This is a genomic window from Desulfosalsimonas propionicica, assembly GCF_013761005.1.
Lineage (GTDB): Bacteria > Desulfobacterota > Desulfobacteria > Desulfobacterales > Desulfosalsimonadaceae > Desulfosalsimonas > Desulfosalsimonas propionicica.
The window spans coordinates 41,178-60,587 of the sequence record NZ_JACDUS010000011.1; the positions used below are offsets into that span (position 1 = coordinate 41,178).

Annotated in this window: 18 protein-coding genes and 1 tRNA gene; 6 read left to right on the plus strand and 13 right to left on the minus strand. The window is 55.3% G+C overall.

Annotation, left to right across the window (positions count from 1 at the left end):
- Positions 1 to 100 precede the first annotated feature (100 nt).
- On the plus strand, positions 101 to 1,030 hold the full coding sequence (locus HNR65_RS14620; protein WP_181552265.1) for a PHP domain-containing protein: 930 nt from the start codon (positions 101 to 103) through the stop codon (positions 1,028 to 1,030).
- Here the strand turns inward: HNR65_RS14620 and cls are convergent.
- From cls to HNR65_RS14635, 3 genes are read right to left on the minus strand one after another with little or no spacing between them, the layout of a single operon-like run.
- On the minus strand, positions 1,021 to 2,460 hold the full coding sequence (gene cls, locus HNR65_RS14625) for a cardiolipin synthase (protein ID WP_181552266.1): 1,440 nt from the start codon (positions 2,458 to 2,460) through the stop codon (positions 1,021 to 1,023). The genes HNR65_RS14620 and cls overlap by 10 nt on opposite strands.
- Before the next feature lie 6 nt (positions 2,461 to 2,466).
- On the minus strand, positions 2,467 to 4,593 hold the full coding sequence (locus HNR65_RS14630; RefSeq protein WP_181552267.1) for a DEAD/DEAH box helicase: 2,127 nt from the start codon (positions 4,591 to 4,593) through the stop codon (positions 2,467 to 2,469).
- Positions 4,593 to 5,348 (minus strand): ATP-binding protein, encoded by a 756-nt coding sequence (locus HNR65_RS14635; RefSeq protein ID WP_181552268.1) that lies wholly within the window; start codon positions 5,346 to 5,348, stop codon positions 4,593 to 4,595. The genes HNR65_RS14630 and HNR65_RS14635 overlap by 1 nt, the downstream gene beginning before the upstream one ends.
- 176 nt (positions 5,349 to 5,524) lie before the next feature.
- On the opposite strand from HNR65_RS14635, the gene HNR65_RS14640 reads away from it, so the two are divergent.
- A complete protein-coding gene (locus HNR65_RS14640; RefSeq protein ID WP_181552269.1) occupies positions 5,525 to 7,525 on the plus strand; it encodes a peptidase U32 family protein in 2,001 nt (666 codons plus the stop codon).
- A 54-nt stretch (positions 7,526 to 7,579) separates the two neighbouring features.
- On the opposite strand, the gene HNR65_RS14645 is transcribed toward HNR65_RS14640, so the two are convergent.
- The 10 genes from HNR65_RS14645 to HNR65_RS14690 form a co-directional block, all read right to left on the minus strand.
- A complete protein-coding gene (locus HNR65_RS14645) occupies positions 7,580 to 8,455 on the minus strand; it encodes a methylenetetrahydrofolate reductase (RefSeq protein ID WP_181552270.1) in 876 nt (291 codons plus the stop codon).
- A gap of 82 nt (positions 8,456 to 8,537) precedes the next feature.
- Positions 8,538 to 8,792 (minus strand): histidine phosphatase family protein, encoded by a 255-nt coding sequence (locus HNR65_RS18275; protein ID WP_353740031.1) that lies wholly within the window; start codon positions 8,790 to 8,792, stop codon positions 8,538 to 8,540.
- Positions 8,720 to 9,847 (minus strand): DVU_1551 family NTP transferase, encoded by a 1,128-nt coding sequence (locus HNR65_RS14655; protein WP_181552272.1) that lies wholly within the window; start codon positions 9,845 to 9,847, stop codon positions 8,720 to 8,722. Before HNR65_RS14655 ends, HNR65_RS18275 begins: the two co-directional genes overlap by 73 nt.
- Positions 9,840 to 10,874: an XdhC family aldehyde oxidoreductase maturation factor gene (locus tag HNR65_RS14660; RefSeq protein WP_181552273.1), complete on the minus strand. Its 1,035-nt coding sequence runs from the start codon at positions 10,872 to 10,874 to the stop codon at positions 9,840 to 9,842. Before HNR65_RS14660 ends, HNR65_RS14655 begins: the two co-directional genes overlap by 8 nt.
- Positions 10,875 to 11,451: 577 nt before the next feature.
- A tRNA-Pro gene (locus tag HNR65_RS14665) sits at positions 11,452 to 11,528 on the minus strand.
- 41 nt (positions 11,529 to 11,569) lie between these two features.
- Positions 11,570 to 12,355 carry a TrkA C-terminal domain-containing protein gene (locus tag HNR65_RS14670; RefSeq protein ID WP_181552274.1) on the minus strand — a complete coding sequence of 262 codons (786 nt, stop codon included), beginning with the start codon at positions 12,353 to 12,355 and terminating at the stop codon, positions 11,570 to 11,572.
- Positions 12,356 to 12,419: 64 nt separating this feature from the next.
- A complete protein-coding gene (locus tag HNR65_RS14675; RefSeq protein WP_181552275.1) occupies positions 12,420 to 13,607 on the minus strand; it encodes a trans-sulfuration enzyme family protein in 1,188 nt (395 codons plus the stop codon).
- A gap of 27 nt (positions 13,608 to 13,634) precedes the next feature.
- Positions 13,635 to 14,201 (minus strand): LemA family protein, encoded by a 567-nt coding sequence (locus HNR65_RS14680; RefSeq protein WP_181552276.1) that lies wholly within the window; start codon positions 14,199 to 14,201, stop codon positions 13,635 to 13,637.
- Between the two features lie 45 nt (positions 14,202 to 14,246).
- A complete protein-coding gene (locus HNR65_RS14685) occupies positions 14,247 to 16,214 on the minus strand; it encodes a hypothetical protein (RefSeq protein WP_181552277.1) in 1,968 nt (655 codons plus the stop codon).
- Positions 16,201 to 16,557 (minus strand): STAS domain-containing protein, encoded by a 357-nt coding sequence (locus HNR65_RS14690; RefSeq protein WP_181552278.1) that lies wholly within the window; start codon positions 16,555 to 16,557, stop codon positions 16,201 to 16,203. Before HNR65_RS14690 ends, HNR65_RS14685 begins: the two co-directional genes overlap by 14 nt.
- Positions 16,558 to 16,912: 355 nt before the next feature.
- On the opposite strand from HNR65_RS14690, the gene HNR65_RS14695 reads away from it, so the two are divergent.
- The 4 genes from HNR65_RS14695 (at position 16,913) to rbp (ending at position 19,399) form a co-directional block, all read left to right on the plus strand.
- Positions 16,913 to 17,611, plus strand: coding sequence for a hypothetical protein (locus HNR65_RS14695; RefSeq protein WP_181552279.1), 699 nt, complete (start codon positions 16,913 to 16,915; stop codon positions 17,609 to 17,611).
- Positions 17,612 to 17,709: 98 nt separating this feature from the next.
- Positions 17,710 to 18,096, plus strand: a complete 387-nt coding sequence (locus tag HNR65_RS14700; protein ID WP_181552280.1) for a J domain-containing protein — start codon at positions 17,710 to 17,712, stop codon at positions 18,094 to 18,096.
- A gap of 50 nt (positions 18,097 to 18,146) precedes the next feature.
- Positions 18,147 to 18,839: a lipid-binding SYLF domain-containing protein gene (locus HNR65_RS14705; RefSeq protein WP_220128406.1), complete on the plus strand. Its 693-nt coding sequence runs from the start codon at positions 18,147 to 18,149 to the stop codon at positions 18,837 to 18,839.
- 287 nt (positions 18,840 to 19,126) lie between these two features.
- On the plus strand, positions 19,127 to 19,399 hold the full coding sequence (gene rbp, locus HNR65_RS14710; RefSeq protein ID WP_181552281.1) for an RNA-binding regulator: 273 nt from the start codon (positions 19,127 to 19,129) through the stop codon (positions 19,397 to 19,399).
- Positions 19,400 to 19,410: the final 11 nt, after the last annotated feature.

A 19,410-nucleotide genomic window follows, 5' to 3' on the forward strand; every position in this document is an offset into this window, starting at 1 on the left:
CTTGTTTGTATGGGTGAAAACTGTTTTGAATCCGGCATTGTGTTTTATCAAACGCTGTATTATAATAAATATGTTAATCTGATAAAGGAGATGTTATCCATTGGGATCTGCAAATCGTGCATCCGCCTGTGATGCTGCACAATCGTTAAATCCACATCGTGTTCATTTTGCCCGGCCGGATCTTGATCGTCTCAGGGAAAGTGCCGCGGTGGTGGACATGCATTTTCACAGCCGGTATTCAGACGGTTCCAATGATATTGAAGCCATTGCCGGCCGGGTCCGAAAGATGGGCATCGGCATTGCCGTCACAGACCACAACGCCATTGGCGGCGCCCTGGAAATGGCCCGCCACAGGGATATTTTCAGCATTCCGGGCATCGAGGTCACCTCCCGGGAAGGGGCCCATCTGCTGGTTTATTTTTATGAGATCCATGATCTGATTCGGTTTTACGAAAAGGACCTGCGGCCCTTTCTGGGAAAAGAGGTCATGTCTTCGTGCGCCCTGTCCATGGAATCGCTGATTGCCTGCGCCCGGCAGTACAAGTGCGTGATTGTGTTTCCCCATCCTTTCTCGGCGGCCTACGTGGGGGTATGCAACCCCATGTTCTCCAGTATTCGCCAGCAGTACCTGCTGGCCTCTGCAGACGGCATCGAGGCCATTAATGCCGGCAACCTGCACAAGTGGAACATGGACAGCACCTTGCTGGGATTTAACCTGGATGCCGGGCTGACCGGGGGCAGCGACGGCCACAACCTGTTTCAGTTCGGCCGGGCCGTGACCTGCGCGGCGTGCGCAAAAGACCGGGCCGCGTTTCTCGATTCGGTGCGCGACCGCGCCACCCGGGTGGTGGGCAAGGAAATCAATATCCTGCGCAAGGTCACCTCCAACGGCATGAAGCTGCGCAGCAACTTCCGCAATTCATCCGAATTGTTCGGCAAAAATATCCGCTACGGATATGCCCTGATCCACAGCCGTTCCAGGCAGGTGCGCGATCGGATGCGCAGGCGCGGCAAATCCGCTTACAGGTAAGGGGAAAACAGCCACATCAGGGCATCGCGGGTTTTGGCGGCAAAGGATCGGTTGTTGATATCCGTCAGATAAATTTGCCGGGAGCGCTGGATTTTTTCTTCCACATAGCCGGCAATGTCTTCCACCATGTTTGCGTCAAAAATCTCCACGTTGAGTTCAAAATTTAATTTCAGGCTGCGCGGATCCATGTTGGCCGATCCGATCTGGGCGTAATGGCCGTCTGCCACAAAAAGCTTTGAATGCACAAAAGGCGGGGGCTGAAAATAGATATTGGCGCCCCAGAACAAAAGCTCATAGAGCATATTGTTGGTCGCCCACTGGATAAAGGGCAGGTTGTTGACAGAAGGCAGCACAATGTCCACCCGGGTGCCGCGCAGCACGGTGGTCTGGATGGCTGAGATCATCTCCACGGAAGGCAGGAAATAGGGTGTCATGATCATCACGTGCTTTCTGGCCGTGGCCACCGCCCCCACCAGGACGGCGGAAAGCTTGTCCACGGGTTCGCTGGGCCCGTCGGCAATGGCGCGGCACACGGCCTTTCCCCTTGATACCGTGGGCGTGGCCGTGGGCTCCAGGGCCTGGCCCGTGCAAAACGACCAGTCCTCGATAAAGCTTTGCTCCAGCTGGCGAACAATGGGGCCGGTTAGGCGGAAGTGGGTATCGACCACCCGTTTGCTGTTGTCTTTGACTTCTGCCATGTGCCTGTCACCGATGTTCATGCCGCCTGTAAATCCCACGTCCCCGTCGACCACCAGGGTTTTTCTGTGGGTGCTTAGGTTGATATGCAGCATGGGCAGGGGAACAAGGCGCGGGGGCAGAAACCGGGTGCAGGTGATGCCGGCTTTTTCCAGAAGGGCGCTGGCCCTGGGACGGGAATAAAGCTCTCCAAACCCGTCGACAATTACCCGAACCTCCACGCCCCGGGCTGCGGCTGCGGCCAGGGCCCCGATCATCTGTCTGCCGGATGAATCCGTGTCAAAAATATAGGTACACAGAAAAATCCGGTGCTCAGCGTTTTCCATGGCCTGGATCATGGCCGGATAGGTTTGCTCGCCGTTGTGGAGCAGATCAATGCGGTTGCCGCCCACAAGGGGCATCCGCGAAACATTGTCGGAGATCCGGGCGATATCGGACACCGCCCGGGAAACCTCCAGGTCCGCGGGCAGATGTTTTGCGGTTTCAAAGGAATCGCCGCCCCCGGGTTCCACCCGGTGTGACGGGCGCTTGATTTCCAGTCTCCGGGCCCGGTTCCGGACCCGATTGATGCCGAAAAGGAAATAAACCAGGGGGCCCACAAAAGGAAATGTCAGGCATACCGCCACCCAGACCAGGGCTGACTGGGGGGTGCGCTTGAAAAACAGGGCATGACCGGCAGACAGCAAAGAAAGGGGGATGTTTAAACCAACAATGATCCAGTTGAAAACAGACATTGGTTTTTATTCGGCTTCGAGTGCCGGGACCACCGGGTCCCTCAGGATTTGCTCCATGGCGGTTTTCGCGCTCTGAGCGGCTTCCGGAAACACAGTTTTTAAATTGCGGATATGGCGCAGGTTGTCCGCAGTGCGCATGATCAGCATGGCCAGATCCCCTTCGGCGCTGTCCCACAGGGCAAGCACCGATTCCCAGTCCCGGCCCGCAGTCCAGTGATAAACGGTCATGGCCGGGCGCATGAATAAAAATGGCGCTGTAAAGCCTTTTGCGATCATTTCCTTTGCAAAGGGCCGCAGGCCCTCCCGGATGCCCAGGTAGGCCTCTTCCAGGGCTTCGGGCACGTCCTTTGGATGAATGCTGTCTTCATCGGTTTCCCGCTCGTTGACAAACGCGGCCATGATGGCCGCCAGAAGGGCTGGGTCGGATTGGGGAAACAGGTTTTGGCGGAATCCCTCGGCCACCATCAGGGGATGGTCAATGCGCAGCTGGGAGGCCCAGATGCCGTCTTCGGTGAGCCGGTTGTCTTCTGCCACGTAATCTTTCTGCTTTAAAAAATCAAGATGCCGGACAAATTCCGCCCATAAATGATCCATGTCCCGGATGCTGCCGGTCTGCTTTTTCTTTTTTTTGCGCCGGCTTTGGAACTGGAAATTGGCAAAGGACTTGTCCAGCAGTTCCCGCACCTGTTTGGGGCTATGGGAGAGAAGAAGGTTTAAGGTCATGGAGAAATTGATCTGAATCTGGCTGTCCACATCCGTGGGCTGGGCGTAAACAAGCCGGCCAACATAGCGCGTGTCCATGAACCGGCCCGGGATGACCACGGCAAAGCCGATGTTGTCCATGCCCCGGCGGCCGGCCCGGCCGGTCATCTGGTGAAATTCCGTGGGATTGAGGGAAATAAATTCCCGGCCGTTGAATCGGTCCGAGTTGAGAAAGGCAATGGTGCGGGCGGGAAAATTCACGCCCGCGGCCACAGTGGAGGTGGCAAACACCGCATCCAGATAGCCTTCTGTCATCAATGTTTCGATCACCAGTTTCCATGCCGGCAGCTGGCCGCTGTGATGGGCGGCCACCGCCTTGTGCACCAGATCGGGCACCTGCTTGTGATCGGCCAGGTGGGGCGCCTTTTCAATGAGTTCAGTGACCCGCTGTCTTCTGCCGGCTTTGCGTTCCGGGTCTTCGGTTACCTTGTAGTCGGCGCACAAAAGCAGGGCATTGTCGCAGTCCGCCCGGGATTTCAGGAAAAAAATGGCCGGCAGGAGGTTGTATTTGCGAAACACGGCCAGCACATCGCCCATTTTTGGAAGGCTTGCGCCGAAACCGCCGCGCCTGGCATTGTTGGTGTTTTTTAAAAACTGGAGAACCTTCTTGTACAGCCTGGCCCCGCCGCCTTTCTTGTCTTTTTTGTCCAGCAGGGGAAACAGGGTGCCGGAAGGATGGAGAAAAAGCGGGTACAAGGGCACGGGTCGCTTTTTTTCCTCCACCACAAGGCATTTGCGGCCACGGATGGATTCCAGCCAGGCCGCGATCTGGCCGGCGTTTCCCACGGTGGCCGACAGCATCAGCAGCGGGATTCTCGCCGGCAGGTAAATCATGGTTTCCTCCCAGACCACCCCCCGGTTTTCGTCACCCAGAAAATGGGCCTCATCCAGGACCACAAGGTCTGTGCCCAGATCCTCGCCCCGGTGCATGGCATCATAGAGCTGATTCCGCAGAATTTCAGTGGTGCCCACGATAATCGGCGCATCAGTGTTTTCCTTGCGGTCTCCCGTGAGAATGCCCAGGTTGTCTGCACCGAAGATTTCGGCAAATTCGCAGTACTTGGAGTTGGTCAGGGCCTTTAATGGCGATGCATACCAAGCCCGTCCGCCGGCATCAAAGATTTTGCGGATGGCTTCCACGGCAATCCATGTCTTGCCGGAACCCGTGGGCGCGGTCACCAGGCAGTCGCCCTTGTCCATGGCTTTAAGCGCCTGGGTCTGGAACGGATCGGGTTTAAACGGTCGCTTTTCCGGCCGGCCGATTTCGGCAAACACCTTTTTGAGTTTGGCGTCAGAGCCGGCCTTCAACGGCTGGCGCTTTGCCTTGGCCGGCCCGCGCCGTTTTTTGGGATAAGGGCGCTTTTCTGCCATCAGAGCTTTTCAATCATTTTGATGATTTCGGACTTGGCCGCAGAGTCTGCTTCATACGGGGACATGCCGCTTAGGTCCGCTTCGATCAGGGCGTCGTCAAAGGGCAGAAATCCCAGAAAGTCGAAATCCGGCAGGTGCTGCTCCAGAAACTGCCGGTCTTTTTCCCCCCGGATCTTGTTGCCCACCAGCGAAATCTTGTCCAGGCCGATTTCTCCGGCCAGCTGCTTGATGTGCATGGCCGTGTCAATGCTTCTTCGGCCCGGCTCCACCACCACGATCAGCCGGTCAACGGCCCTGGCCGTGGCCCGGCCCAAATGCTCGATTCCCGCTTCCATGTCCATGATGACGACTTCATCCCGTGCCAGCACAATATGGGTGATCAGGGCTTTGAGCAGAGTGCTTTCCGGGCAGATGCATCCGGCGCCGCCTTTTTTCACGCCGCCCAGGCGCATGAGCTTGATGTTGTCCAGCGTTGCTGAAAGCGCGTCCGGAAGATCATCCACCTTGGGATTCATTTTGAAAAATCCGCCAATGCTGCCGGGTTTGGCTTCAGTGCGCTCATAGACCAGGTCCTTCATCTCCGAAATCGGTACGATCCCCTCTGCGCCTTCAATGCCCACGGCTGCCGCAAGGTTGGCATCCGGGTCCGCGTCAATGGCCAGGACCCGCTTTTTCTGCTCGCTCAATGCCCGGATTAACAGGGCTGAAAACGTGGTTTTGCCCACTCCGCCTTTTCCGCTTACTGCCAGTTTCATTTTATTGTCCTTTTATTGATAAAGATGAATTCATTTTTTAATTATAAATTGCGATTCCATACGTTTTTTAATATCATTAAACGATTTTGCAAACAAGTCCAGTCTGAAGGCCCGGCCTGCAGGCATCTGCAGGCCGGGCCGAGACATGCTCATTCCAATTGAATTGAAATTTTCCTATGACATCTGAAAAAACGGCTTTGGATACAAAAAAATCACCCAAAAAACCTGAAATTCTTTCCCCGGCAGGCAACCAGGAGTCCTTTCTTGCGGCCCTGGCCGCGGGTGCGGATGCGGTTTACTGCGGGCTCAAGGATTTTAACGCGCGCATGGCCGCAGACAACTTCACCATCGGGGAAATGGCCAGGCTCACCCGGCTGGCCCATGAGCACGGCAAAAGGGTCTATGTGGCCCTCAATACCCTGATCAAGCCAGACGAACTGGCAGATGCGGGCAAACTGGCTGACCAGCTTTGCCGGCATGTCAGACCCGATGCGCTGATCATCCAGGACCCGGCCATGGTGGCCATTGCCGGGCAGGCCGGATTTAAGGGCGAGCTTCATCTGTCCACCATGGCCAATGTCTCCTTTCCCGCAGCCCTGGATGTGGTGCGCGCCTTGCCCTCGGTCAGCCGGGTGGTGCTGCCCAGGGAGTTTTCCATCGACGAGATCAAGGCGGCTGCAGAAAACTGCCCTGATGAACTTTCCCTTGAGGTATTTGTCCACGGCGCCCTTTGTTACGGGGTTTCGGGCCGGTGCTACTGGAGCAGCTTTCTGGGCGGCAAAAGCGGGCTGCGGGGCAGTTGCGTGCAGCCCTGCAGGCGGATTTACAACCAGGGCAAAAACCGCAGCCGGTTTTTCTCCTGCCAGGACCTGTGGCTCGATGTGCTCACCAAGCTGCTGTTGGAAGTGCCAGCCGTATCCGGCCTGAAAATCGAGGGGCGCAAAAAGGGGCCCCATTACGTGTATTATACCACCGCCGCCTACAAGATGCTGCGCGATCACCCGGGTGACAGCGCTGCCCGCAAGACCGCCCTGTCGTTTCTGGACCAGGCCCTGGGAAGAAAGCCCACCCATTACCGGTTTCTGCCCCAGCGGCCCTGGAATCCGGTTGACATAGACACCCAGACCGGTTCCGGCATGCTCATCGGCAAGGTCCAGGGCCCGAAAACCAAACCCTACATGGATCCCAGAGACGCTCTGCTGCCCGGCGATCTTTTGCGCATCGGCTACGAGGATCAGTCCTGGCACCGCACCCTTCGCATTGCCAGACACGTGCCCAAAAAGGGCCGGTTTTACTTAAATCTCACTGAAAAGGAACGGCCCGCCAATGATACGCCCGTGTTTCTCATTGACCGGCGCGAACCGGAACTGACAGCCGAAATCAAACCCTTTGCCGACCGGCTCGAAACCCTGCCGGAAATAGGGGCTTCCCCGTCCCGGTTTCAAACTAGGCTGCCGGCCAAAACTTTACACCGCCATCCTGTCGTGGAAATGGGGCTGCAGCGGGAGCTGCCCGAAGAAATGCCTGCAAGCGCCAATACCGGCATCTGGCTGAGCCCGGAGATGAAGCCGGGCAAGCTGCCCCTTACCAACCGGATCTGGTGGTGGCTGCCGCCGGTGGTCTGGCCGGATGCCGAAGCCGGCCTCCGGGCAGCGGTGACTGCGGCCGTGGACAAGGGATTTAAGCAGTTCGTGCTCAACTCGCCCTGGCAGATGGCACTTTTTCCCCCAAAAAAGGGCCTGCGCATCTGGGCCGGGCCGTTTTGCAACATTGCCAACGCGCTTGCCATGGAAACCCTGGCGTCAATGGGCTTTTCCGGGGTGATTGTCAGCCCGGAATTGGGGAAAAATGACTACACCCACCTGCCGGCCAGGGCCCCGCTGCCCCTGGGTATTGTGATTTACGGAAACTGGCCCTTGTGCATTTCCCGGGTGAAGGCAGAATCCATGGCCGAACAAAGCCTTTTTAAAAGCCCCAGGGGCGAGCATGCCTGGGTGGCCCGCATGGATGACAATTACTGGGTGTTTCCCGACTGGGCCGTGGATTTGACCGGTCACGGCCAGACCCTGGAGAACCTGGGCTACCGGGTTTTCGTGCACATGCACGAGCCCCTGCCGGCCGGGGTGCATTTAAAAAAGCGGCCGGGCAAGTGGAACTGGGATCACGGCCTGAAATAGGCCGGGGCCAAATTTGCATCCGCCAGGCAGGGGCCTGATGCCCCGGGTTGGCTGCTATAGCAGATTTTCTTCGCGCAGCCTGTCGATAATGGCGCTGGTGGATTTGCTGCGGTTCATGGTGTAGAAATGCAGCCCGGCCGGGTTGTGTTTTAACAGATCCCGGCACTGGTCCACGGCAAAATCAATTCCTGCCTGCAGCACGGTTTCCTTGTCCTTGTCTGCCACTTCATCGAGTGTTTTCTGCAGCGCATCGGTGATGGTGGCCCCGCATACCCTGCACAGGATATTGGTGAGCTTGACGGTGTAGACCGGCATGATGCCGGGAATAATGGGAATGGTGACCCCGGCAGCCCGGCATTTGTCCGCGTAATCGAAAAAAAATTGGTTGTCATAGCAATATTGGGCCACGACATACTCCGCACCCTGGTCCTGCTTGAGCTTGAGGTATTCAATATCCTTGTCCAGGCTTTGGCATTCCAGGTGTCCTTCTGGATATCCGGCACATCCCAGGGTGAAATCATAGCGGTTTTTGATAAAGCCGATCAGATCCGAGGCATGGGCAAAGCTTTCCGGATGGGGGGTGAAATTTTCATCCTTTGGCTTGTCCCCGCGGATCACAAAAATGGTTTCCACCCCAAGGGCCTTGTAGTTGTCCAGCACCTCTGTGATTTCATCCGGCCCCAGCCCGTATCCGGCAATATAGGCCACAGTGGGCAGTTGCTTGTCCTTGATGAGTTTTTTCACCGTCTGGTAGGAACCGTCACGGTTGGAGCCGCCGGCCCCGAAGGTAACGCTCATGTAATCCGGATTTCGGTCTGCCAGGGTATCCACAATATTGTCGAATTTTTCAGCAGCAGCTTCATCCCTGGGCGGGAAAAATTCCATGGAAACAACCGGTGCCTTGCCTGCATAAAAATCTGTAACGCGCATGAGTCTGTCCTTTCCTTTTTAAGATAATGCTCAAAATTGATGTACCCAAAACATTACAGTATCTCTTATAGCATTATATATGTCAAGGAATTTCTGAAGCTGGCAGCAATTCCCGGTGCTTCAAAGGTGAGGTGTAACTTTTAGTTACCTGCGTTCCCACCAGGCAATCAGCCCACTGACGGGCTTGTTGCCGCCCGGTATGTGTTAAATCGACTTCGCGCTTCGTGTGGCCGTGACGCAGCAGCAAGAGGGTATGGTTTTCTTTTATAGAAGGCTTGTCATCCTGCAGTTGATGGATTTCTCGATGCGCTCGGATATCATTTTCGCCTGCCGCCATCTGCGCAGCACAGACTGACGGGCCTCTTTATTTCCAGCAAACCGGTCATACCTGGTCTGGAAACGTGTATCCAGGCCTACCGTCTTTGTTTTCTGGACCAGCTTATCGGCCAGGTAAACCAGTTCTGCTTCATTGACGGCAGTGCCGGCAACCGGCTCGTAATCCGCGTGACAGGCCACGATTTCAGCCAGTTGATCTGAAAAACCCAGGGCCTTCAGACGCGAAGCCCCGGCGCGGCAATGGTCAGCCTGCCCCTTGGCAATGTCGTGCAGCAGGGCCGCAGCCACCACAAGCTGCGTATCAATGGTCGAAGCCCCACTTTCATTGACAGCCTCGGCCAGCCTTTTTGCCACTTGCGCCACAGAGCGGCCGTGCAGGACATTGTCCTCGTTGTCCCGGCATTCCCGGAGCAGAAGGATTTCGGCTTCATCCGGTGTCGGAATATCCCGGCGCTGCCAGAAATTCACTATTTTGATGTATTGCTCGGGTGTATCCATATCCTCCAGAATATGGCGATCCGGCACGGATACAACAGTTGTCCTGCATCGTTCCAGCACCCCCCGGAGTCCTTTTTCGCCGTCATAAGCGGCAATATCACGGCGCAGGTTTTCCCGAAGCAGCGGCGGATGTCCGGTCCGGCCGGCAAACCCGGGCAGAAAAGCTTCGGTGTTTGGATTCCGGCTGAAACAATCCACCAGAATCTCCAGGGTGATCGGCCGGACAAGCGGAATATCAACAGGCAGAACAAAAAAGCCGGCGATATGGGCGGGCAGGGCCGCCAATCCGATCTGCACGGATGAAAACATGCCCCGGTCATAGTCCTGGTTGATAACCGGATGGGCCCCTGTTTTTTCAACGATTGGCAGCAGTTCTTCTGCCCGGTGACCCAGCACCACCTGAACAGCGCCAATGCCGCTTTCGGTAAACAGGTGAATGCAGTGCTCAAGAACCGTCATGGGACCGATGGGAAGAATCGGCTTGAAACCGTTCTGCCGACTGGAGCGCCCTGCGGACAAAATCAATGCGCCGATTTTTAAGCCATGCATTTCAAGCATTTTTGGCCCTTTTCTGAATCAGTTCCGCCAGGATGCTGACGCCGATTTCCTGCGGCGTATCCGCGTTGATGGAAAGACCGATCGGGCAGTGAACCCGTTTGAGGGCCGCCTGGGAAACGCCCTGATCGCGCAAATTCTGATATATGGCGTCCCGCTTTTTCCGGCTGCCGATCATGCCGATATAGCCGGCCTCGGTTTCAAGCGCCTGGGCCAGCACTGTCTGGTCATGGATATGGCCGCGGGTGACAATGACGATCAAGCTGTCGGTCCCGACAGTCAGGTTTTTGAAACAGTCGGCAAAATCATTTACCTGCTGGATCCGGCAGGCAGGGGGAAAGTTTTCCGGTGCCAGAAACTCGGCCCGATCGTCTAAAATAAGGGTTTGAAACCCCGTAAATGCCGCCAGGATGGCTGTTGCCTGCCCGACATGTCCGGCACCGGCAATGATGACCCGGCCCCGGGAGCGCATGGGTTCAATGAGCACGGTGTATCCGTTTTGCCTTTCGGAAAACGGAAGACTGGATTTGCCGGCCCGGTTCTGCGCCTTGCTTTGCAGGGCTGCCGGCAGTTCAGAGGGCAGCCGGTCCGGTGCCAGGCTCCGTGACAGTATCTGCACCTGCCCGCCATATTCCCGAAACACAGTGCACAGCACAAGGCCTGCACCGTTGTCCCAGTTGTTGAGCAAATCCTTGAAAATCCGGGTATTTTCCATAGTCGGCGCAATGTATTCGATCAGGACATCAATCTGCCCCCCGCAGATCATGCCCGCTTCAGCCGCATCTTTGCCGGTGAAATCAAGTCTTAATAACTTGCTGTGTTTGGTCTTGCCGGCGTCCAGGGCCTCGCGCCGGGCCATGGCCTCGCCGGGTCCGCCGCCGACGGTGCCGCAGGTCCGGCCGTCTGCAGTCACGGCCATTCGGCTGCCGGTTGTCCGCGGTGTAGAGCCGCTGCTGGCTGTGATGACCGCACTGGTTACCGGGCGGCCCGCGGAAAGTTCAGCAGTGATGAAATCAAGCAGTTTTCGCATAAGCGGATCCATGTAAGCGGTTTCGATTGTTGTGTATCTGCCGTTAATGGATATGCGGCCTGGATTAAAGTGGTTATTATCAGTTCTCCTTCTTAGACGGCAAACAAAAATTGATGGCACCGTAAAAGTCCAATATCTGCGTTACGCGCGATTTCTCAGAATTTCATGTACGGCTAACTACTCTGCATTCTTCGAAATCGCGCAAGCCTTGATCTTGAACTTTTACGGCGCCATCTGAAAACCGATTTTTACGAGTGTGTCAAAATTGCTTTAACAAAGCATCAAAATGAACGCACCACAACAAACACGAAGATTTAAACCGGGCGGGACAGACCAGCACCCACCGGGTGACAAAATAAACCCCTCAGAGGCCGCAGGCGAAATGATTTTTTTTAAGTAATAGGTGGGCATGTTTAAAGCCGGGATCGGTTAAATGGAAGGTAACGTCCCGAATCTTTTTTGAAGCCCCTGCATTTTCCCAAGCAAGAAAAATATGGCTCCCCGAGTGGCCCCTTAAGCGAAAAAGGGCACAAAAAAAGGGCTATGGAAAATCCATAACCCTTTGATTGGCTTTATTTGGTCGGGGCGGCAGGATTTGAACCTGCGACTCCTTGCACCCCATGCAAGTGCGCTTCCAGGCTGCGCTACGCCCCGACAAAAAGACGCATCATCATTAGCATGCAGTTTTTGTCCTGTCAAGCACTGTTGTTTTTGTTGCCGGTATTTTCCGGATCTTCCTTTTTCTCTGCTTCTTCCTGATCGATAGTGGCCTGGTGGTGCCGGATATCGCCCTGGATTCCTTTGCGGCGTTCATCCAGATCCTGAAGGGAGCCGGTCCGGCCATAGAGCACGAGAACATCGCCAGCCCGGATTTTCGTCTGGCCCTCGGGTATCCCGGTAAAGGTGCCGTCGTTTCGTTCAATGCCCAGCACGATCACGCCTTCATCTTTGAGGCGGGCTTCAATCATGGTTTTGCCGGCCAGCCAGTCTTCCGGGTTGACCAGCAGTTCAGCCAGCCGGTAGTCGCCGGCCAGATGCAGGAGGCTGGCATAATCGCGGACATCCAGCGTCGTGAAGCGTTTCAGGGATTTGTCGATGATTTTCGACAGTCGCCGGTCCACCCAGGGGCTGGCGGCCAGGGCCCAGAGCGCCACCAAACCGGTGATCAGCAGGACAATTTTTAACGCCAGGCCGGCCCCGCCGCCATTCTGCTGCACAAAGGACAGAATCAGAGACGACATGGCCGTGACAATGCCGGCGTTTCCCAACAGCATCAACAGCAGTACGATCTTGCGCCGGATGGGATGGCCGACCACCATTTCCGATTCTTTGGTTGTGAATCCGGCACCGGTAAAAGCCGATCGTGCCTGGAACCGGGCTGCCTGCCGGCTGAGCCCGGTATGGGTTAGCGCGATGGTGGCAACCCGGGTAATAAGGATGGAAAAAAAAACAATGACCAGCAAAGAAACAATGGCAATCATTGAAGATCCTGTATATTTTTTCCGGCGTTGGGATTGGCACATTCAAGCCGGTTTTGCCCCGGGCTTATTCCGCCCCTGCCAGTGCCTGGTCAATATCCTCGACAATATCCTCAGGGTCTTCTATGCCAACGGCCAGGCGGATCAGCCCGTCCTTGATGCCCAGTTCCATGCGTTCTTCCGGGGTGTGCATATAATAGCTGATAGTGGCCGGGTGCGTGATCAGCGATTCCACCCCACCCAGGCTCGGGCCGATGCTTAAGATTTTTAGCCGGCTTAAGAAATTGAGCACGTATTCGGCATCGTCTTTGACCTCAAAAGTAACCACTGCGCCAAATCCTTTCATCTGGCGTTTTGCCACGTCATGATGGGGATGGCTGGAAAGCCCGGGGTAATAGACCCGGTTGATCTTGGCGTTGGCTTCGAGGTGCTCGGCCACCACCTGGGCGTTGCTGTTTAGCCGCTCCATGCGCAAAGGGAATGTTTTGAGCCCGCGGATCAGCAAATACGATGAGTTGGGGTCGATCACGCCGCCGGTGATTTTGAGAAATTCCCGGATGGGATCGGTGAGTTCCTTTTTGCCGAGCAAAACCCCGGAGAGCAGGTCGTTGTGGCCGGCCAGGTACTTAGTGGCGCTGTGGATCACCAGGTGCACACCGTATTCCAGGGGCTTTTGGTTAAACGGTGTGGCGAAGGTGGAATCCGAGATCACGGTGATATCCCGTTTGCCGAAGATTTCCGTGAGCCGTTCCAGGTCCATGATGTTTAAATACGGGTTGGTGGGCGACTCGGAGAAAAACACTTTGGTGTTGGGTTGAATGGCGTTTTCCATGGCCTCGTAGTCGCACATCCGGACTACGGTGCACTCGATATTGTAACGCCCCAGATAGGACTTGCAGAAGTCCAGGGTGCGCTTGTAGGCGTCATCGGTTATGATCAGGTGATCGCCGGCTTTGAGCAGCATGAAAAGGGAGGTGGTGATGGCGCTCATGCCCGAGGAAAAAAGAATGGCATCCTCGGCCTCCTCAAGAGCTGCCAGCTTGCGCTCGGCCGCAAGCTGGGTGGGATGTCCGTACCGGCCGTATTCAAAGCGTTCCATGTCGCCGTCTGCGAGTTTCCGGATTTCTTCCACGTTTCTGAAGATAAACGTTGAGGTCTGCACTATGGGTGTGGTCACAGACCCGTATTCGTTGAACCGGACCTCGCCGGAATGAACCGCGCGGGTGGCAATTTTGTTTTTATTGTAGTCATCCATTTAAAAAACTCCTTGTTCAGGCACTATTTATGCCATGTTAAAACTGATTTCCACATCCCGCCGGTGTTCGGGCTCAATCTGCCAGAGCTGCCTGGGTACAAGCTTCATCATGTTGGCCACAAACACGTCCGGAAACTGCTCGATCCGGATATTAAACAGATTCACGCTGTCGTTGTAAAGCTCCCTGCGGTCGGCTATCTGGTCCTCGAGCTGGGAAACCCGGCTCTGGAGCTGCCGGAAAGCCTGATCCGCCTTGAGATCCGGATAGTTTTCCACAACGGCAAAAAGCGAGCGCAGGGCCTGGGAAATGGCATTGTTGGCCTCGATCACCTCCGTGCCGCTGCCGGCATTGTCCAACTGCGCCCGCGCCCGGGTGACGTTTTCCAGCACCGCCCGCTCGTGCTGCATATAACCCTCGCATACCCGGACGAGCTTGGGCAGTTCATCGTAGCGCTGTTTAAGCAAAACGTCAATGTTGCTCCATGCCCGGTCAATGTTATGCTTCAGCCGCACAAGGCCGTTGAAGATGACAACCAGGTAAATGATCAGTGCGACAATCACCCCTAGAAGAATCAACAGGATAATAGTGCTCATGGGTTTTGTTCCTTTTCAGGTTCAAGGTTCTGGATTTAAGGTTTTTCATCCGTGGTAAAGACGGATGAGCAGCTGCAGGCCGAGCCCGGCAACCGCAAGACCGCCCGGCAGCAGAAGCCAGGTGCGCAGGGCCAGTTTTCGGATGATGGCCGATTCAGAGTCTGCGATGATAAACGGCATCATGGCCAGTTTGTGTTTTTTGATCACCGGCCGCTCGCCGGGGCTTGTGCCGCCGGCCAAAGATTCGGCATGCAGCCGGGTTTCCATGTCCGTGCGGGCGGCCTCCCATTCATGTTCGTCAATTCGGCCGTCGTTGTTGGTGTCGTATTGGGCAAGGGCGTCGGGATTAGATTTGAGCGCCCGAAGGCGGGCGATGAGCCGCTGCCTGAAGGCCGGGCCGGTGCGTTCGGTTCCGGCGGCGCCCAGCACATAGATCCGGGCGCCTTCAGCAATCAGGGTTTCGATGATTTTTGTGCCCCTGTCCCGGAGATCCGGGGCCAGCCACATTCCCTGTCCGCCCCAAAACTCCTGGCGGCTTTTGTCCGCAAGCATGAGCGCGCCCCTGGGCCGCACCAGAATCCGGCCGGTTTCATCCTCCAGGTAAAAGGGCAGGGCCCCGGAGCGGGCAATTTTTTCCACCCGCCACTTGTTTCCCTTTGAAGTGCGCACCCGCCGCAGGTAGGTGCACCAGTAATAAATGCACTTGGTTTTGCTGTGGGGCGAGCGCAGATCATAATATTGGCGGGCCCGGCCCTCGAGCTCGGCCGTGCCCATGGCCATCGAACGAACCCGGGAAGTGGGAGTGTTTTCAACCATTCGTTTGTAGTGCAGCATCACAAGAGAATAGAAGAAAAGCCACAGGCCGGCGGTGATCAGACCGACGCCGGCCAAAGTGTTCCAGAAAACCGGGTGGTCAAAGCGCTGGAGGTTGAAAAAACACCATAAAACCCCCATCACCACGAAAACCCCGCCCATGATGAACTCGTGAGGCGCGTTTGCGAAATAGCCCCTGATACCCGAAGAATCGGCCTCCGGCGGCGGTTTGGGTTTGGCCTCCCGGGGTGAAGACGAATCGTGCGGGGTCGAAAAATCCTGCTCATTTTCGGATGCTTGCGCAGCCCTGCCAGACCGTGTGAGCCCTGGGATGCCGGCAAAACCGGCAATACCAGCGGGTTTGCGGGTCTGCCGGAAAACGCCGGCCCGGGCTGCGGCCACCATGTAGCGGGTATAGCGGTTTAAGGCGGTCAGGATTTTTTTTTGTCCGCTTTGATAATCGGGCACGGCCCCGGGCAGGCGGGCGGCGCCAAAAAAATGATCCGTGACTGCTGAGCCGGCGGGTTTTGTGGCAATGGCCATCAGGTTGCGAAAATTGACGGCTGCACTAAGGTCCATATGGTTTTGCATGCTGGGGTAGGAAAACCTTGTATGATCCACAAACACCCCTGCAGGGGGTTCCTCCTGGTTGATTTTGCAGATCACGGCTACTGGCGCGGCCGCTGATATGCGTTTCAATGCCTGGTCAAAATTTCTGCCGGCTGACCCGGCCTCCATAAAAAGAGACAGATTTGGCTTTTCCACGGCTTTTCCCGAAAGATCGGCAACAATCACGAGAAGATCGGTCTTTTTGTCGATTGTGAGCACCGCATTGTCCTGCCGGTCGTAAAACACCACAGCGGAGTCGGCAATGCTGACTTTTCTGGCAGTGGGCAGCCGCAATCGGCTCCTCACGGCCGATTCGGGCACCTGTACCGCTGCAAGGCCCATGTTCTGGATTTGCCGGACGCACTGGCTTATTTTTTCCGGCCCCGGGTCCGGACTCAGCCGGGTAAGGCCCCGGCCTGCAAGCCTGTAGCGCAGATCTCCGGCCTGAATGCCCGAGATCTCCGATAATCGCCCGAGCAGATCATTGGCGTTTTCAGGCAGGTTTTCAAAGGGGAAAAAAAGCAGAATGGGGTGGCCTGAATCGGCATTTTTGAGGTTTTCAGGGCTGGTTTTTGGATCAGGCGTTGGCATCGGAGTTGCGGTCAAAGGCTTCGAGGGCGGTTTTGCGGTTTTCGTGGATTCCAACCAGTGTGTCGAGGCGAACCAGTTTAAACAATTGATACAGGTTGGGCTTCACCGAGAAAAGCCTCAGTTCGCCGCTGTTTTGATGAATGGCCCGAAGGCAGGAAAGCATTGCCCCCACCCCGGAGCTGTCCATGAATTTTACCTTGCCCATGTCTATGGCCACTTTCCGGTGTTTTTCCACCAGGGGCAGCAGGTCTGCCTTGAGTTCAAGGGCATTGCCGGCGTCAACTGCGCTGTCCAGCACTTTGACAACCAGCAGATCATTGATGGTTTCACTTTTAAGCCGCATGGATAAACACGTCCTGTAGGCAGCAGGTATGGTTTTGTTTCCGGTTTTTTTAAACAATTCGAAATCGCCAGCCTTGCTTATATCATATTTCATATGCGATGCAAAAGGGGCAATGTCAATGATGTTCTTGCATGCCAACGGGTTTATGGATATGATATGCCCGTATTTCAGCAAACCAGGGAAGATGGCACCGTAAAAAGTTTGATTTCAGATGGCGCCGTAAAAACTTTAAGATCAAGGCTTGCGCAATTTCAAAGAATGCAGAGTACTTAGCCGTACGTGAAATTCTGAGAAGTTGCGCGTAACGCAGATGTTGGACTTTTACGGCGCCATCAAGGAAAGGAAACCGGAATATATGCTTCAGCAGATTACTTCCTGCGATGAAACCCAGTGTTTTGTGGTGGCCGAACATTTTTTGGATTTTTTTTCAGATGATCCCGAGGTTAACAAATTTGACCGGGTGATCCTCGACGTGTCCCGGGTCTATGATACGGCCATCCTGGTGGGCGCCATGGCTGCGTCTAAGTATATTCAGCCGCCTGTGCAGCCCCGGGTGACATTTGATGTGGACGTGCTGCTGGAGGAAGCTGATTTTGAGGCATTTCTCGAAGATGACATTGCTTCGGAAAAATCGGTCGTGCTTGATCAATGCTTTGAGACCTCCGATTCTGCCGGCCACAGCCTGCGTCATCGAAAAACCCGGCTTTATGTGGATTTTTTGTCTGCTGAAAGCCGCCCGGTTTCCGGAAAGCTCATGCGCTGGATTCTGGAAAACCGGGAGAAATCCACCAATATTCTCAGTTTTGGCGGCCGGGGCATCAGTATCTTAAAGCCCGAGTATATCATTGCCATGAAGCTGCACCGCTACACCAAGGATCCCCGGTCTGAAAAGGGGCTTTCAGATCGCCTGGATATTGTAAAAATGTTAAAAACCCATCACGGATACCCCCACGTCATTGATACGGAAAAGATCCCGACGTTGCTCAGGCGGCGGGAGATTCCGCATTTTGAGGAAATGATGGCGGACGTGGAGCAGGAAATGCGGGCTGCATAAAAATTGACGAACCGGTTTGGATTGTTTATATTTTTTATAAATTCTGGCTGATCCAATGAAAGGAAAATTTTACAAGGTGCATCAGGAGGGTATGGATTATGGCAAGGAGTTATTACGCCATTCTCGGCATCCCTGCCGATGCCAGCCATGAAGAGGTCAAGACCGCCTACCGCCGCCTGGCCAAACAGTATCACCCCGATCACGCCGGCGGCGACAGCCGCAAATTCAGAGATGTTCAGGAAGCCTATTCGGTGCTGGCCGATTCAGCAAAGCGCAGGGAGTATGAGCGGCACCGGGAGACCGGAGAGGTCCGGGTGCGCACGGCTTCATCCCAAAGATCCGGCCCTGCACGCTTTGATGCCGAACCGCTGATACCGGAGCGCGGGTCACAGCATGCCCGCAACCCGGGAAAAGTAAGGATGTACGGCACGTTTCAACCCGCCGGGGATGATTTGTTTGAATGGATTTTGCGAAATTTTTTTTAAGGCTTGGCAGCTGTTGCCGCCGTTTTATTCAAAACAAGGGGAGAATGCAGATGAAACAGGTATTGACGGGATATGCAGGCTGGATCATGGCGGCTGTGACCGTGTGTGTGCTGATCGCCGGAAGCACGGCTGTGGCGGGCAACAGCCGGGAGGTGAAAATTCTTCAAAACAGCATTGAGGTTCTTGAAGATCTCCGTGCCATTCCGGAAAATAGGATTCCGCCGGCTCTTCTTAACGAGGCCGAGGCCATTGCCGTAATTCCAAGCGTCTACAAGCTTGGTTTTATCATCGGCGGCCGCTACGGCAGCGGAGTGGTTGCGGTGCGCGATGATGCGGGCAACTGGAAAAATCCCTTTTTCATCAAACTTTACGGAGGCAGCATTGGTTGGCAGATCGGGGCCCAGTCCACGGATTTGGTTCTGGTGTTTAAAAGCCGCAAGGCCGTTGATCAGATCAAAAACGGGCGATTTACCGTGGGAGCGGACGCTTCCGTGGCGGCCGGGCCCGTGGGCCGGCAGGCGGGTGCGGCAACGGATGTGACCTTGAAATCCGAGATTTATTCCTACAGCCGGAGCCGGGGGGCATTTGCAGGCCTGTCCCTGGAAGGGGCCGCACTCCAGGTCGACCACACGGCCACCTGGAATCTGTATGAGGAAACCGTGGACCGCATTGATGCGCTCCGGGAAGTCCCGGAGCCGGCCCGGTTGTATAAGGATGTGCTGGAAAAGCATGTCACCGGATAGTTTCCGGGTTTGAGAAACGGGATTGTCCGGCAAAGGTGTATTTGTCCTGCCGGGATGTCCATGGTTTTAAACATTGACATAAACGTTGATTTCTGTCATACATATAATGTTGTGGTAAAGAGCATTTTTGCGGCGGGTCTTTGTGATTTTTTTTCAGGCCCGCCTTTCCTGTTTGCTTGCCCTTCAAGGACCGGGCCCGGTCCGACGCTTTTCCGCTGATTGTGTGGCGGATTAACGGAAACAGCGCCATTGCCATAAATGCCACCCAAGCAGAGGAGAATTCTTATATGAACATGTACATCGGCAACCTTGCCTATAATGTGACCGAAGAAGACTTAAAAGGCGCTTTTGCCGAATTCGGCACCATTGAAAGTGTCAATGTTGTAAAAGACCGCTTTTCAGGCCAGTCCAAGGGATTTGGTTTTGTGGACATGCCGGACAATTCAGAGGCGGACCGCGCCATCAAGGCACTAAACGGCATCCAGATCAAAGGCCGTTCCATCAAGATCAGCCAGTCCAACCAGAAAACCCGCGGCCGCAAAAAACAGCGCCGCAGATAGTGAGCATCCGT